Below are 13,801 nucleotides of genomic sequence, written 5' to 3' on the forward strand. Positions count from 1 at the left end.
CCATGGCAGGCTAACCGGCTCCGGGCCGCCACGGAGCCGTACACGCCAGGCGGCCCCGGCACGCGCGGCCCTGCGCGCCCTCGGCAGGCCGGTCTCGCCGCAGCTGCGGACGCGCCTCGACCGGACCGCGACCAGCCCCGGCCCGCGCTCAGGACGCAGGCACGACGGCGTCGCTCGCCGCGGTCAGCCGCGTCACCTCGTCCGCGGTGAGCTCGAGCGTGAACGACGCGAGGATCGGACCCAGCTGCGCGACCGAGCGCGCGCTCGCGATAGGCGCGCCGACGCCCGGCCGCGTCCGCAGCCAGGCCAGCGCGACGGCACCGACGTCGACCCCGTGCGCGGCGGCGACGTCGTCGAGCACGCTCAGCAGCGCCAGCGCACCAGGGCGCTCGAGGTAGCGGCCGGCGGCGCCCGCGCGCGGGGAGTCGACCCGCGCACCCGGGCGGTACTTGCCCGTGAGGAAGCCGGCCGCGAGCGCGTGGTAGGGCAGCTCGGTGAGGCCGAGGTCGAGCAGCGTGGGCAGGAGGTCGCCCTCGATCCCGCGCTCGACGAGGCTCCAGCGGTCCTGGGAGTACGCCGGTGCCGCCGTCCCGGCCGCGCGGGCGGCCTCGACCACCGCGCGGGCGCGGTCGGGACGGAAGTTCGACAGGCCCCACGCGCGCACGCGCCCGTCCGCGACCAGGGCACCGAAGGTGGCGGCGATGTCCTCGGGCGCGAGCTCGGCGTCGTCGGCGTGCGCGTAGTAGAGGTCCACGACGTCGGTGCGCAGACGTGCGAGCGACTCCTCCAGCGCGGCCGACACGTTGTCCCGGGCAAGGCCGGGGCGGCTCGCGAGCTTGGCGACCTTGGTGGCGACCACGACGTCCGACCGGGCGCCGTGCGCCGCGAGCCAGTCCCCGAGCACCGTCTCGGACTCCCCGCCCACGTGGCCGTCCACCCAGGCGGAGTAGGCGTCCGCGGTGTCGACCGCACGTCCGCCGCCCGCGACGAACGCGTCGAGCACCGCGTGAGAGGCGTCGGCCGTCCAGCCGAACACGTTGCCACCGAGGACGACCGGCCCGACGTCGAGCGGATCCGTGACTCGGGCGACAGACCCCGTGGCGGACGGGTCGTGGGCGGCGTGGCGGGCGGGTGCGTCGGCGGGCGTGGTGGAGGTGGTCATGCCTCCATCCTCACCCCGGTGACGCCCTCGTCCCGGGCGTCCGCGCGCCGTCCCGGCCCTCGGACGCCCGGTAGGCTGGTCGCCGCCGGTGCAGCCCGGTCCCCGCCCTCGTAGCTCAGGGGATAGAGCAACCGCCTCCTAAGCGGTAGGTCGCGCGTTCGATTCGCGCCGGGGGCACCCAGAGCCCCGCCCTCACCGCGTCCACGGCGGCCGCACGGGCGAGAAGTCCTCCTCCTTGTCCAGGCGCACCGGCACGACCAGCACGGGGCACGACGCGTGGTGCAGCACAGACTGGCTCGTGGAGCCGAGCAGCATCCCGGTGAACCCGCCCCGCCCGCGCGAGCCCACGACGACGAGGTCGACCGCGGTGGAGAACTCCGTGAGCAGCGCGGCGCCGGTCCCGTCCATCGCGTGCATCGAGACGGAGATCCCGGCATCCCGCGCCGCCTCGTCAACCGTGACCTTGAGGCCTGCCTCGACGTCCGCGAGGATCTGGCCGCGGTCCACCGCCGACGGCAGCCACGGGAGGATGCTCGAGCCCTGGCTGATCGGGACGGCCGCGACCACGGTGAGCTCGGCGCCCCAGAGCGTCGCCTCGGCGACCGCGTGCTGCAGCGCGACCCGGGCGCTCTGCGAGCCGTCGACGCCGACCACGATCTTGCGCGGCGGGCGGACGGGCGTGTCGCCCTCGCCGCCGTCCTTGGTGCGGTGCGGCACCACGACGACCGGGCAGTGCGCGTGCGCCGGCAGGGCGCTGGACACCGTGCCGAGCAGCCGGTCGGTGAAGCCGCCGCCGCCGCGCGTGCCCACGACGGCGAGCCCCGCGTTCGAGGTCGCGGCGATGAGCGCGCCCGCGGCGTCACCGGTCTCGAGGTCGGCGCTGACCTCGACCCCCCGGTCGGAGACCTGCGCGACGGCGGCGTCGAGCGCGGCCTGGGCGCTGTCACGGATCGCGGTGTCGTCCAGGGCGGCGTACCCGCCGTCGATGGACGCCGCAGTGAACGAGGGCAAGGAGTAGGAGCAGAGCACCCGCAGCGACCAGCTGCGCCGGACCGCCTCCTGGAGCGCCCACTCGAGAGACTGGGCGCTGGCCCGGGACCCGTCGACGCCGACGAGCACCTCCGGGGTGTGCGTCATCGCGTCTCACCCCCTTCGCTCGGTGATGACTCGACCCTAGCCCGCACCGGCGGGGTTGTCAGGGCATCCCCACGCGGTGCCACGCGTGGTCACCCCACGCGAAGGCGCCCCGGACCGCGAAGGTCCGGGGCGCCTTCGTGCGTGGGCTGGTGTCAGCCGAGAACGCGGATGTACTGCGGGCTCGTCATGTAGACCGGGCCGGCCTTGAGCGGCGTGCCCGGGCTGCGGGCAGCGATGTGCTGGCCGTCGCCGAGGTAGATGCCGATGTGGCCGGGCTGGTAGATGAGGTCACCGGCGCGGGCCTCGGAGGCGGAGACGCGGTAGCCAGCCGCCGCCTGGGCCGAGGACGTGCGCGGGAGCGAGACGCCGACCTGCGCGAACACGTACTGCAGGAAGCCCGAGCAGTCGAAGCCGGACGGGCTCGCGCCGCCGGAGACGTACGGGGTGCCGATGTACTTGAACGCCTCGGCGACGACGGCGGAGGCGAGGCTCCCGTCGATCGCGGGGGCGGCGCTCACGGTCTCGGCCTCGGCGCTGTCGGCCGCCGCGGTCGCGGTGTCCTCGTTGGTGGTCGTGCGCGTCGTGGCCTGGGTGGCCGTCCGGGTGCGCGACGTGGTGACGGTGCGGACGACGGGCGGGGGGGGCGGCGGGGGCGGCGGGGCCTCCGCCGTCACGGTCGCGGCGGTGATGCCGAGGTCGGTGCCGGCGTCCACGGTCACCGTGGACTGGGTGCCGGCGCGCTCGATCTGCTCAGCGCTCAGTGTCGTGGACTTGGTGCTCGGAGCCTTGATCGTGTCGGGCTGTCCGGACGGGGAAGCCTGGGCCACGGCGGCACCGCCGAGGACGAGACCCGTGGACGTGAGAGCGACGACGGCGGTGCGGCCGAGGTTGCCGGGAATGCTGCTCGCAACGTTCGACGCCATGACGTCGAGAGCGGTCGTGGGTCGGGCTGAAGCCCGGTGGCGGCCGCGCGTGATCACCTGGGTCAAGTCGTGTTCCTCCTACGCCTGCGAGGTGAGCTGTCGGGTCGGGCTGGAGTGCACCCGGCTCCCGCCTCTCGGTGGGAGCTTCACCCCAAGGACCCCGGCGTGGCCGGAGCCCGTAGAACGGTGGGTCCCCCGTCCCTGCCTTGGGTAGGCTCCCCGGTCGCGGTGGCAGGGCTCGGCGTGCCGCGCGGGTCTCCCTCGGAAGAGGGATGCGGGGACTGTAACTGATCCCCGAGCGCGATGTCACGTTTTGGTCACGGTGACCCGCACCCAGTTTGGTCAAGTGCGACCAAAAGTACGTCCTGGCAGGTCAAGTCTCGTTCAACGGTCCAACAAAAGGCGAGGTCAGAAGGCTGTGGGCAACCCCACAGACACGATCTCCGGGCCTTGCCGGCGCGTGTGGATCGACCCCGCCGACGCGGCGCGCGCGGCAGCGGAGGAGGCCGACCCCGCCCGCGCGCCCGTCACATGCGGGGCTGACCCTCAGACCTCGACGAAGACGTGCCGCGCGAGCTCGGACGGGAGGTCGAGCACGATCTCGGACCCCTCCGCCTGGAGCGAGAGCGTCGCAGGCTCCCGGGTCACGGTCACGCGGGCACCGGGCAGCACCGCGGACTCCTCGAACCGGCGCAGCAGCTCGACGTCGACCTGCAGCGGCTCGCCGATCCGACGCACCGTGAACTGGTTCTCCCCGGCGGTCACCGCGGCGAGCAGGGACGTCACGCCGGCGAGGAACGGCTCGGCTCGCTTCTCCCCCAGCTCGTCCAGGCCCGGGATCGGGTTGCCGTAGGGGTCGTGGTCGGGGTGCCCGAGCAGGGTGATGAGGCGTGCCTCGACCTCGCCGCTCATCACGTGCTCCCACCGGCACGCCTCCTCGTGCACGCGCGGCCACTCCAGACCGATCACGTCCGTGAGCAGGCGCTCGGCGAGCCGGTGCTTGCGCATGACGTGCATGGCGCGCGCGTGTCCGGTTCGGGTGAGCTCCAGGTGACGGTCGTCGGTCACCACCACCAGGTCGTCCCGCTCCATGCGGGCCACGGTCTGGGACACGGTGGGACCCGAGTGACCCAGGCGCTCCGCGATGCGAGCCCGCAGCGGGACGATGCCCTCCTCGAGCAGCTCGTAGATCGTCTTGAGGTACATCTCGGTCGTGTCGATGAGGTCGCTCACCCTTCGCCCCTTCGCTCGCGGCTTTCCAGAGACCACCCTATGCCGAACGGCGGGTGCGCAAGGATGGGGGCCGTGTTCACGCCCTCGCCCACCGAACCCGTCGAACCGCCCGCGCCCGCGTCGGCCACCGAGCCGAGCTCTGCGGCGCCGAACACTGCGGCGCCGAGCTCTGCCGTGCCGAGCTCTGCCGTGCCGAGCTCTTCCGTGCCGAGCTCTGCGGTGCCGAGCCCCGCCGCTCGCACCGCCCCGGCCACGATCGTGATCCCACCGTCCCTGCTGCCCGCCGACGGGCGGTTCGGCAGCGGCCCGTCCAGGGTGCGCCCCGCGCAGGTCGAGGCGCTGGCCGCGGTCGGCAGCACCGTGCTGGGCACCTCGCACCGTCAGGCACCGGTGCGCGATCTGGTGCGCCGCGCGCGCGAGGGCCTGGCGCAGCTGCTCGGGGCACCCGACGGGCACGAGGTGGTGCTCGGGAACGGGGGAAGCACGAGCTTCTGGGACGCGGCCACGTTCTCCCTGGTCCGCAGCCGTGCGCACCACGCGGTGCACGGGGAGTTCTCCGGCAAGTTCGCGGCTGCGACGACGGCCGCGCCGTTCCTCGAGCCGTCCGAGGTGGTGCGCGCCGAGCCCGGCACGCTCGCCGTGCCCGACCCGAGCGACGCCGTCGACGTCGTGGCCTGGGCCCACAACGAGACCTCCACGGGAGTCGTCTCGCCCGTCCGTCGCCCGCCGGGCGCGCCGGCCGACGCCCTGACGCTGGTGGACGCCACCTCGATCGCGGGCGCCGCCGTCGTGGATCTCACGCAGGCGGACGCCTACTACTTCGCGCCGCAGAAGGTGTTCGGGTCCGACGGCGGGCTGTGGCTCGCCGTCGTCTCCCCCGCCGCCGTGGACCGGATCGGCGAGATCGCCGGCTCGGGCCGGTGGATCCCCGAGTCGCTCTCGCTCGACGTCGCCCTCACGAACTCACGACTGGACCAGACGCTCAACACCCCGGCCATCGCCACGCTCGTGCTGCTCGTGGAGCAGGTGGAGTGGTTCCTCGACAACGGCGGCCTGGACTGGGCGGCGCAGCGCTCGCGCCGCAGCACCGATCACGTGTACGCGTGGGCGCAGGCTCGGGAGTGGGCCACGCCGTTCGTCGTCAACCCCGCGCACCGCTCGCCCGTCGTCGCGACGGTCGACCTCGTCCCCGAGGTGGACGCCACTGCCGTGATCCGCGCGCTGCGGGACAACGGCGTGCTGGACGTGTTCCCCTACCGCAAGCTCGGCCGCAACCAGCTGCGGATCGGGGCCTTCCCCGCCGTCGAGCCCGAGGACGTCGAGGCGCTCACCGCGTGCGTCGACTTCGTGGTCGAGCGCCTCTGAGCCCGGCCGACGGCGGAGCGGGCACGCCGGGGTGGGACGCGCCGGGCGTCAGACCGCGCGGCCCATCCGGTCGGCGTCGCTCAGCACGAGCACGTGCGGCGACGGGGTGCGCACGTACCGCAGCTCGACGTGCCACGCGCGCCGGGCCCAGGCGATCCCGAGGACCGCGATCACGATCGTGGCGATCGCGCCGATGCCGATGCTCCACCGCGCTCCGAACGCCTCCCCCACCCAGCCGACGACGGGCGAGCCGATCGGCGTCGTGCCCATGAGCACCATGAGGTAGAGGCTCATGACCCGGCCGCGCATCTCGGGAGCGGTCGAGGTCTGCACGTAGGCGTTCGCGGACGCGAGCATCGTGAGCGAGCAGAACCCGACCGGGATGGCCGCGAGCGCGTACGTCCAGTACGTCGGAGCGATCGCCATGAGGGCGCTGGCGAGGCCGAACCCGAGCGCCGCGCCGAGGATGTACCGCACCCGCGGCTGCGACCGCCGCGCCGCCATGAGCGCGCCGGCGAGCGACCCGATCGCGAGGACCGAGCCGAGCAGGCCGTAGTTCGCGGCGCCCTGGTCGAATACCGTGACGGCCATCATCGCCGACGTCAGCTGGAAGTTGAGCCCGAGCGCGCTGACCACGCCCACCACGGCCATGATGAGCAGGATGTCGCTGCGAGCGCCGACGTAACGCATCCCCTCGCGCACCTGCCCCTTGCTCCGCTCGGCGTGCGGGAGCGGGTGCAGGTCGCGGGTGCGCATGAGCATGAGCGCCCCGACGGTGAACGCGAACGACGCGGCGTTCACCACGAACACCCAGCCCGGCCCGACGGCCGCGATGGTGAGGCCGGCGACGGCGGGACCCACCAGCCGTGCCGCGTTGAACGACGCGCTGTTGAGCCCGACGGCGTTCGGCAGCGAGGACTGCGGCACGAGCTCGGCCACGAAGGTCTGCCGGACGGGGTTGTCGACCGCCGCGACGACGCCCAGCACGAACGCGAACGCCCACACGTGCCACAGCTGCGCGGACCCGCTCAGCACGAGGGCGCCGAGTCCCAGCGCGAGCGCGCCCATCGCACCCTGGGTGACCATGAGCAGCCCGCGGCGCGGCAGGCGGTCGGCGAGGAGTCCGCCGTACGGCCCGAGCAGCAGCGCGGGCAGGAACTGCAGCGCCGTGACGATCCCCACGGCGATCCCCGAGTTGTCCGAGAGGTCCGTGAGGACCACCCAGTCCTGGGCGATGCGCTGCATCCACGTCCCGACGTTCGCGACGAGCGCGCCGGCGAACCAGAGCCGGTAGGCGGGAAACTTGAGGGAGTCGAAGGTCGTGCTCACGAGCTGCTCACCGGGCGGAGATCCTCCTCAGGATGTCGGCGGCGCGCGCGAGCGCGTCCCGTTCGTCGGGGCTGAGCGCGCCGAGGCGCTGCGTCAGCCATGCGTTGCGGCGACGTCGGGTCGCGGCGATCACCGCTGTGCCCTCGTCGCTGATCCGGACGAGCACCTGCCGGCCGTCGTCCGGGTGCGGACGGCGCTCCACGAGACCGGCGGTCTCGAGCGCGGCGACCGTGCGCGTCATCGACGGCGCGGAGACGCACTCGAGCTCCGCGAGGTCCGACGGCGTGCACTCGCCCTCGCAGCTCAGGTGCGCCAGCACGGAGTACTGCGACTCCGTGACACCGCCCGCGCGCTCGGCGCGCAGGCGGCGGGACGTCATGAGCACGGCGCGCCGAAGGTTCGACACGAGCTCGGCGTTGGTCTCCCGGGGCTGGCGGGGCTGACCGGAGGACTGTGCGGGCACGACCTCAAGTCTACCACTTAGTTAGCGTAAGCAACGATCGGCCGGGGATCGCTCGGAGTGCGGACGGCCACGCAGCCACGGTTGCCTCGCCCTAGGCTGCCCTCGTGCGCCGCTCCCGTCCGACCACGCACGTGCTGGTCGTCTGCACGGGCAACATCTGCCGCTCACCGGCCGCCGAGGTTCTGCTCGCGCACGCGCTCGGCCCCGGCGTCTCCGTCCGGTCCGCCGGCACGCAGGCCGTCGTCGGCGCCCCGGTCGAGCCCGCGATGGCCGCACTGCTGGCCGCCGACGGTCTCGACGCCGGCGGCTTCCGCGCCCGCCAGCTGCACCGCGACCAGATCGAGGAGGCGCACGTCATCCTGGCGATGACGCGCGCGCACCGCTCGCGGGTGGTGAGCGAGGCACCAGGCGCACTGCGTCGCACCTTCACCCTGCGCGAGCTCGTGCGGCTCGCGGGATCCACCGACATCGCGGGCGCCACGCCGCTGGCGGGGTCGACGCCCGGTGCCCGACTGCAGGAGCTCACGCCGCTGGCGCTGCGCGCGAGGCCGCGGTTGCGCGTCCCGGTCGAGGAGGACGACGTCCAGGACCCCTACGGGCGCTCGGCTGCGGTCTACGCGAGCTCCTACGCGACGATCCGTGAGGCGTGCCGACGTCTTGCGGACGTGCTGACGGGCTGAACCGGCTCCCATGAGCGCGCCCCGCCGCTCCGCGGCGGGCGACGCGGAGCGACGGGGCGCATGGGGCACGCCGGCCGGGAGCTGCGCGCAGCCCCCGGCCGACGTGGTCTGTGGGTCAGTACGCCCCTTCGCGGCGTACGACGGCGATCGCGGTGCGTGCGACGATCGCGAGGTCACCGACCGGTGACCAGTTCTCCACGTAGGACAGGTCCAGCCGGAGGCTGTCCTCCCAGGAGAGGTTCGACCGACCGCTGACCTGCCAGAGCCCGGTGATGCCGGGCTTGATGAGCAGGCGCCGGTGGGCGGCGTTGTCGTACTGGGCGACCTCGTTCGGGAGCGGCGGGCGAGGGCCCACCACGCTCATGGAGCCCCGGAGGGTGTTGACGAACTGCGGGAGCTCGTCGAGCGAGTAGGCGCGCAGCACGCGTCCCACGCGGGTCACCCGCGGGTCGGCCTTCATCTTGAACAGCGGTCCCGCGCCCTCGTTCGCCGTCATCAGCTCGGACTTGACCTGCTCGGCGTCCGTACGCATCGACCGGAACTTGAGCATGTGGAACGGTTCGCCGTTCGTGCCGGTGCGCGTCTGCCGGAAGAACACCGGACCGCCGTCGTCGAGCTTGATCGCGGCGGCGACCACGAGGAACACCGGCGAGAGCACGAGGAGGGCGACGGCGGAGAGCACCACGTCCATGGCGCGCTTCACGACGTAGGACCAACCCGTGAAACGAGGCAGGCTCACGTGCACGAGCGGGATGCCCGGGATGGGCCGCAGGTGGATGCGAGGCCCCGCGATGTCCGTCAGGCGCGAGGCGAGCACGAGGTCGGCGCGCGTGCGCTCGAGGTCCCAGCTCAGTCGACGCACCGCGTCGGCACCGCCCGGGAGCTCGCCGGCGATGATCACCAGGTCGACGTCCTCGGCGTTGGCCCGGGCCACCAGCGTGCTGCGAGCCGCCTGCGCGACGTCGTCCGCGGAGTCCACGTAGTAGGCGAACTCCGGGGCGATGCCCGCAGCACTGGTGCGGCGCAGCTCGCGCTGCACGCGGTGCACGTCCTCCAGGCGCCCGACGACGAGAGCCCTGTCCTGGAAGCGCCCTTCGCTCCGCGCGTGCCGCAGGTACTGGCGCATCACCCAGCGGTTCGCCACCACGAGCACGATGCCCAGCGGCAGCGCCACGAGGAAGTACTGCCGCGACAGCGTGACCTGAAGCAGGTAGGCGACGATCGCGGCGTTGCCGAACGTGAGCAGCGTCGCGCTCGCGGCCCGGTGGTACTCCACCAGGCCCTGCGCCAGGATCGTCGACTGCCTCGACCGGTTGGCGGCCAGGCTGATCATCCAGACCAGCCCGATGAGCAGTCCCACCTGCTCGTACCCGACCGTCGCACTGTCGGCGGAGGACCACACCCGTGGGTTCGTGTCACCGAACCGGATGAAGTACGCCGCCACCAGCGTGACGCCGATCGCGACGGCATCGCCGACTGTGATCAGTGCCTTGACGCGCCCGTACCAGGCCGTCGAGTGCACACGCTGCCCTGCGGCAGCCGTTTCCCCTTCATCAACGCGGCTACGACGATCCGCACGCACGGCCCCATCCGTGAACGTGTCGGTAGTCGATCGCGGCGTTGGCTCAACCCCAAGAGCCATCCCGCTCCCCTTCCCCCACGGGGGAGGTTAGCCGACTTTTGCGTGAACAGTGAAACGAATCGGATAACGGAACGGTAACGGAAGCGGTCCGGCCCCGCGGCGGACGCCGGACGGGCGCGCGTCGTCGCGCACAGAGCCCGCACGGGCCGCCGTCGGGTCAGCCCGGCGTCACGTCCACCTGGAAGTCGTCCACGACCGGGGACGTGGTCTTCCAGTCCCCGCCCGAGCGCGGACCGTCGGTCTCACTGTGCGCACCGCAGCCGTGGTCGAAGGAGACGACCTTGCCGTCGTCCGGGGACCACTCGTTGACGCACACGCCGAACATCGACCCGAGCACCCCGGTCAGCGGGACGAGGAAGCCGCAGGTCTCGCAGCCCTCCTTGGACCCGCGCGCGCCGGCGGACGTCCCGCCGCGGTCACCCGCCGCCCACCGGGTGGCCGCCGCCTCGAGAGTCGCGCGGGTCGGCACACGCTCGCGCCACAGGCCGAGATCCTCGATCGCCACCTGGTCGGTGGCCACGTCGCCCGTGGGCCGGTAGCCGGTCTCCAGGCGCGGGTCGTCGGCGTCGTACGGGAGCGCGTCGGTGGCGCCGAGGTCACCCGGCGCGAGCCGCTCCGCCCACGGCACCCAGGCCGGCGCGAGCAGCGCCTCGTCACCGGGCAGCAGCTCGACCTCGCACACCGTCACGTGCCGGGACCGCGAGATGCGGGCGACCGTCACGGTCCAGTGCCAGCCGCGGTAGCCCGGCGCCGTGGTGGCGAAGCGATGGCTGCCGAGACGCTCGCCGTCGTCGGTGTAGCCCAGGTGCGCACCGACGTCGTCGCCACCGGACACCTCCAGCGCCGCCTCGCGCGCGAGGTCGACGGCGGCCGCGAGGACGGCGTCACGCTTCGCGGCCCGGACCGTCCTGGCGGACCTCGCCGGCGTCTCGGCGTCCACGACGACGTCCGCCTCGGCGACCGCGCCCTCGACCTCGGTGTCCATCACGCGTCGAGCTCGTCCGCGACGGCGCGCATCGCCTTGGCGAGGCGGCCGGAGAACTCGCGCTCGGGGTAGCGCCCCTTGCGCAGCGAGGCGCCGGCGCGGTCGAGGAGCTTGATGAGGTCCTCCACCACGGGCGCCATGTCCTCGGCGTCGCGACGCTGGGCGCGCACGACGGACGGGGTCGGGTCGAGCACGGTGACGGCGAGCGCCTGCGGCCCCTTGCGGCCGTCCGCGACGCCGTAGTCGACGCGCAGGCCGGGCTTGGGCGCGGTGACCTCCGCCGGCAGCGCCGAGGCGTGCAGGAACACCTGCGAACCGTCGTCGCCGGCGATGAAGCCGAATCCACGATCGACGTCGAAGAACTTGATCTTGCCAGTAGGCACGGGTTGGTCCACCTCTGAGCGGGGCGCTTGTCTGGGCAGTCCATCCTACCTGTCGGTGGCCTCGGTCGGAGGCTCCACGTGGTTCGTTACCGTGAACCCAATGTCGACCTCGCTGTCCGCCGCGGCGCTCGAGACGTGGCCGGACCACGCGCTCGCAGCACTGCTGCACGCGCGGCCGGATCTGCTCAGCCCGCTTCCCGGCACGCTCACGTCGCTGGCCGCTCGCGCCGCGACCGAGCGCTCGGCGCGGCTCGCCGTCGCGCGACTGGACACCCCGACGCTCGCCGTGCTGGACGCGGTCGTGGCGCTCGACGCGCTCGAGGGCGACGTCACCGCTGAGCGGGTCTCGACGGCGTCCGGGCTGGCCGTCGACGTCGTCGACGCCGCGCTGGCGCACCTCGCCGCCCTCGCCCTCGTCGTCGCCCGGCCGGGGGCCGGCGCCCCTGCAGCCACCGCGCCGGCCACCTGGCGCCCGAGCGCAGGCGTGCCCCAGGCGCGCGCACCCTTCCCGGCGGGGCTCGCCGTCGGGCACGTCCCCACCGCGACCTCCGCGACGTCCGCGACACCTGCGACGCCCGACGGCGAGCCGGCGGTCGGCCCCTCGGCTCGCCTGCTCCTGGACCGCCTCGCGTGGGACGGCCCCGTGGGGACGCTGCCGGAGGCGGGGTCCGCCGCTGCGGACGCGGTCGGCGAGCTGCTCGCCGCCGGCCTCATCGTCCCGCAGGGGGCGGAGGCCGTCCTCGTGCCCGGAGCGGTCGCGCTCGCCGCCCGCGGCGGGCGCACCCACCGCGGCGTCCCCGGGGCGCCGCCGCTGCCGTCGGCGCACGTGATCGACCCGGACTCCGTCACGGCCGAGGCCGGCCGCGCCGCGCTGGACCTCGCCCGCCACCTCGCGGACCTGCTCGAGGCGTGGTCGGAGCACCCGGCTCCGGCGCTGCGCTCCGGCGGCGTCGGCATCCGGGAGATGCGCCGGACGCGCCTCGCCCTCGACGTGCCCGAGGAGCGCGCGAACCTCCTCGTCGAACTCGCCGCCGCCACCGGGGCCGTCGGGCGGCTCGTGGAGCTCGAGGGGACGTTCTGGGTCCCGGTCGCGACCCACGAGCGGCCGCAGCTCTCGGCGGGCGCCGCGGACGCGCGGGGCGGCGACGGCGTCGGCGGCGTCGGCGGCCCCGAGCGCGCCGTCGACCCGGCCGTCGCCTGGGCGGAGGCCGTCCTCGCGTGGTGGGCGAGCCCGCGCGCGTTCGCGCTCGTCGGGACCACAGCGCCCGACGGCGCCCGCCGGGCTCCCCTCGAGCCGGGCCTGGACCGCGGGTGGGCGTCCGACCTGCGGGCCAGGGTCCTCGCGGCCCTCGCCGCGTGGCCGGCGGGCGCCGCACCCGACGCCGAGGCCGTCGTCGCGCACGTGGCCTGGTCGACCCCCGCCGCTCCCCCACCGGTCTGGGCGGTGGCGAGCGTCCTGGCCGAGGCCGAGGTGCTCGGGCTGACGGGCGCCGGCGCGCTCGCCGGGACCGGGCGGGCGCTGCTCGCCGTCGGGCCCCCGTCCGCGGACGACCCCGAGGCGGCGCTCGGCGCGCTGGCCGACGCGCTGCGGAACCTCCTGCCGCCGCCAGTCGAGGAGATGCTCGTCCAGGCGGACCTCACCGCCGTCGTGCCCGGGCGACCCGCCCCGGAGCTGGCGGCGCTGCTGGACGCGAGCGCCGAGACCGAGTCACGCGGCGGGGCGCTGACCGTCCGCTTCACGACCGCGTCGCTCGCACGCGCGATCGCCGCCGGGCACGACGCGGAGGACCTGCTGGCGCGGCTCGCCGCGTTCTCCCGCACCCCGCTGCCCCAGCCGCTGGAGTACGCGGTGCGCGAGGCGCAGCGCCGGCACGGCGGCCTGCGCGCCGGCTCGGCCGCGGCGTACCTGCGGGCCGAGGACCCCACGGTCCTGGCGGTGCTGCTCGGCGAGCCGGGGCTCGGCCTGCGCCTGATCGCCCCGACCGTCGCGGTCTCCCCCGTGCCGGCCGGACGGCTGGCGCAGCTGCTGCGCGCCCTCGGGCGACCGGTGCTCGTCGAGGGGCCGGACGGGGACGTCGTCGACGTCGCGGGGCGGCCCCGCGCGTCCCGCCCGGTCGCGGGCCTCGTCGTCGAGCACGGCCCGGTGCGCGGGGCGCGCGAGGAGCACGACGGCGAGCGGGACCTGGCCGACGCCGTCGCGCGGCTGCGGCACGGGCAGGCGCGCGCCAGCGCGGGTGAGCGGGACGCGGCCGACCTGCTCGGCCGGCTCCGCGAGGCGGCGAGGGCGGGCGCGGAGGTGATGCTCGCCGTCGCCGGTCCGTCCGGGCGCGTGGGCCACCGGCGGGTGATCCCGCTGCGGGTGCGCGACGGCGTCGTGATCGCGCGCGACCTGGCGCGCGAGACGGACCTGACGGTCGCGGTGCACCGCGTCGTCGCCGTCGAGCCGGTGCCGCCGGCCGGCTGACCCATCGCCCGCCTCGGGGCCCGGCCCGATCACCT

13 protein-coding genes, 1 tRNA gene and 1 riboswitch are annotated in these 13,801 nt (G+C 74.6%); of the genes, 4 read left to right on the plus strand and 10 right to left on the minus strand.

The window, feature by feature from the left end; translation table 11 throughout:
- Positions 1 to 148: 148 nt before the first annotated feature.
- The gene (locus tag AC3AQ1_RS05320; protein WP_108718122.1) at positions 149 to 1,162 is read right to left on the minus strand and encodes an aldo/keto reductase; all 1,014 of its coding nucleotides are present in this window, start codon (positions 1,160 to 1,162) and stop codon (positions 149 to 151) included.
- Between the two features lie 104 nt (positions 1,163 to 1,266).
- Between AC3AQ1_RS05320 and AC3AQ1_RS05325 the strand changes: the two genes are divergently transcribed.
- Positions 1,267 to 1,339: transfer RNA gene (locus AC3AQ1_RS05325), tRNA-Arg, on the plus strand.
- 15 nt (positions 1,340 to 1,354) lie between these two features.
- Here the strand turns inward: AC3AQ1_RS05325 and AC3AQ1_RS05330 are convergent.
- From AC3AQ1_RS05330 to AC3AQ1_RS05345, 4 genes are all read right to left on the minus strand, one after another.
- Complete coding sequence (locus AC3AQ1_RS05330; protein ID WP_108718123.1) at positions 1,355 to 2,299, minus strand: universal stress protein; 945 nt, start codon at positions 2,297 to 2,299, stop codon at positions 1,355 to 1,357.
- A gap of 152 nt (positions 2,300 to 2,451) precedes the next feature.
- Positions 2,452 to 3,279 (minus strand): C40 family peptidase, encoded by an 828-nt coding sequence (locus AC3AQ1_RS05335; RefSeq protein WP_234417919.1) that lies wholly within the window; start codon positions 3,277 to 3,279, stop codon positions 2,452 to 2,454.
- 15 nt (positions 3,280 to 3,294) lie between these two features.
- Positions 3,295 to 3,439, minus strand: a riboswitch (cyclic di-AMP (ydaO/yuaA leader).
- 329 nt (positions 3,440 to 3,768) lie between these two features.
- Entirely contained in the window at positions 3,769 to 4,455 is a 687-nt protein-coding gene (locus AC3AQ1_RS05340; RefSeq protein ID WP_108718125.1) for an iron-dependent transcriptional repressor DtxR, read from the minus strand.
- The gene (locus tag AC3AQ1_RS05345; RefSeq protein ID WP_234417810.1) at positions 4,452 to 4,709 is read right to left on the minus strand and encodes a hypothetical protein; all 258 of its coding nucleotides are present in this window, start codon (positions 4,707 to 4,709) and stop codon (positions 4,452 to 4,454) included. The genes AC3AQ1_RS05340 and AC3AQ1_RS05345 overlap by 4 nt, the downstream gene beginning before the upstream one ends.
- Before the next feature lies 1 nt (position 4,710).
- On the opposite strand from AC3AQ1_RS05345, the gene serC reads away from it, so the two are divergent.
- On the plus strand, positions 4,711 to 5,820 hold the full coding sequence (gene serC / locus AC3AQ1_RS05350; protein ID WP_234417920.1) for a phosphoserine transaminase: 1,110 nt from the start codon (positions 4,711 to 4,713) through the stop codon (positions 5,818 to 5,820).
- 48 nt (positions 5,821 to 5,868) lie between these two features.
- On the opposite strand, the gene AC3AQ1_RS05355 is transcribed toward serC, so the two are convergent.
- Positions 5,869 to 7,149 (minus strand): MFS transporter, encoded by a 1,281-nt coding sequence (locus AC3AQ1_RS05355; RefSeq protein WP_108718127.1) that lies wholly within the window; start codon positions 7,147 to 7,149, stop codon positions 5,869 to 5,871.
- A 7-nt stretch (positions 7,150 to 7,156) separates the two neighbouring features.
- A complete protein-coding gene (locus AC3AQ1_RS05360) occupies positions 7,157 to 7,612 on the minus strand; it encodes a MarR family winged helix-turn-helix transcriptional regulator (RefSeq protein ID WP_234417811.1) in 456 nt (151 codons plus the stop codon).
- Positions 7,613 to 7,716: 104 nt separating this feature from the next.
- Between AC3AQ1_RS05360 and AC3AQ1_RS05365 the strand changes: the two genes are divergently transcribed.
- A complete protein-coding gene (locus AC3AQ1_RS05365; RefSeq protein ID WP_108718128.1) occupies positions 7,717 to 8,292 on the plus strand; it encodes an arsenate reductase/protein-tyrosine-phosphatase family protein in 576 nt (191 codons plus the stop codon).
- Between the two features lie 115 nt (positions 8,293 to 8,407).
- Here the strand turns inward: AC3AQ1_RS05365 and AC3AQ1_RS05370 are convergent, their stop codons facing one another.
- The 3 genes from AC3AQ1_RS05370 to AC3AQ1_RS05380 all read right to left on the minus strand — a co-directional run bounded on the left by AC3AQ1_RS05370 (position 8,408) and on the right by AC3AQ1_RS05380 (position 11,302).
- The gene (locus AC3AQ1_RS05370) at positions 8,408 to 9,814 is read right to left on the minus strand and encodes a sugar transferase (protein WP_159096397.1); all 1,407 of its coding nucleotides are present in this window, start codon (positions 9,812 to 9,814) and stop codon (positions 8,408 to 8,410) included.
- A 277-nt stretch (positions 9,815 to 10,091) separates the two neighbouring features.
- Positions 10,092 to 10,919, minus strand: a complete 828-nt coding sequence (locus AC3AQ1_RS05375; protein ID WP_108718130.1) for a DUF3027 domain-containing protein — start codon at positions 10,917 to 10,919, stop codon at positions 10,092 to 10,094.
- On the minus strand, positions 10,919 to 11,302 hold the full coding sequence (locus AC3AQ1_RS05380; protein ID WP_108718131.1) for a cold-shock protein: 384 nt from the start codon (positions 11,300 to 11,302) through the stop codon (positions 10,919 to 10,921). The genes AC3AQ1_RS05375 and AC3AQ1_RS05380 overlap by 1 nt, the downstream gene beginning before the upstream one ends.
- Before the next feature lie 100 nt (positions 11,303 to 11,402).
- On the opposite strand from AC3AQ1_RS05380, the gene AC3AQ1_RS05385 reads away from it, so the two are divergent.
- Positions 11,403 to 13,766, plus strand: coding sequence for a helicase-associated domain-containing protein (locus tag AC3AQ1_RS05385; protein WP_108718132.1), 2,364 nt, complete (start codon positions 11,403 to 11,405; stop codon positions 13,764 to 13,766).
- Positions 13,767 to 13,801 lie beyond the last annotated feature (35 nt).

This window comes from Miniimonas sp. S16 (assembly GCF_057748195.1).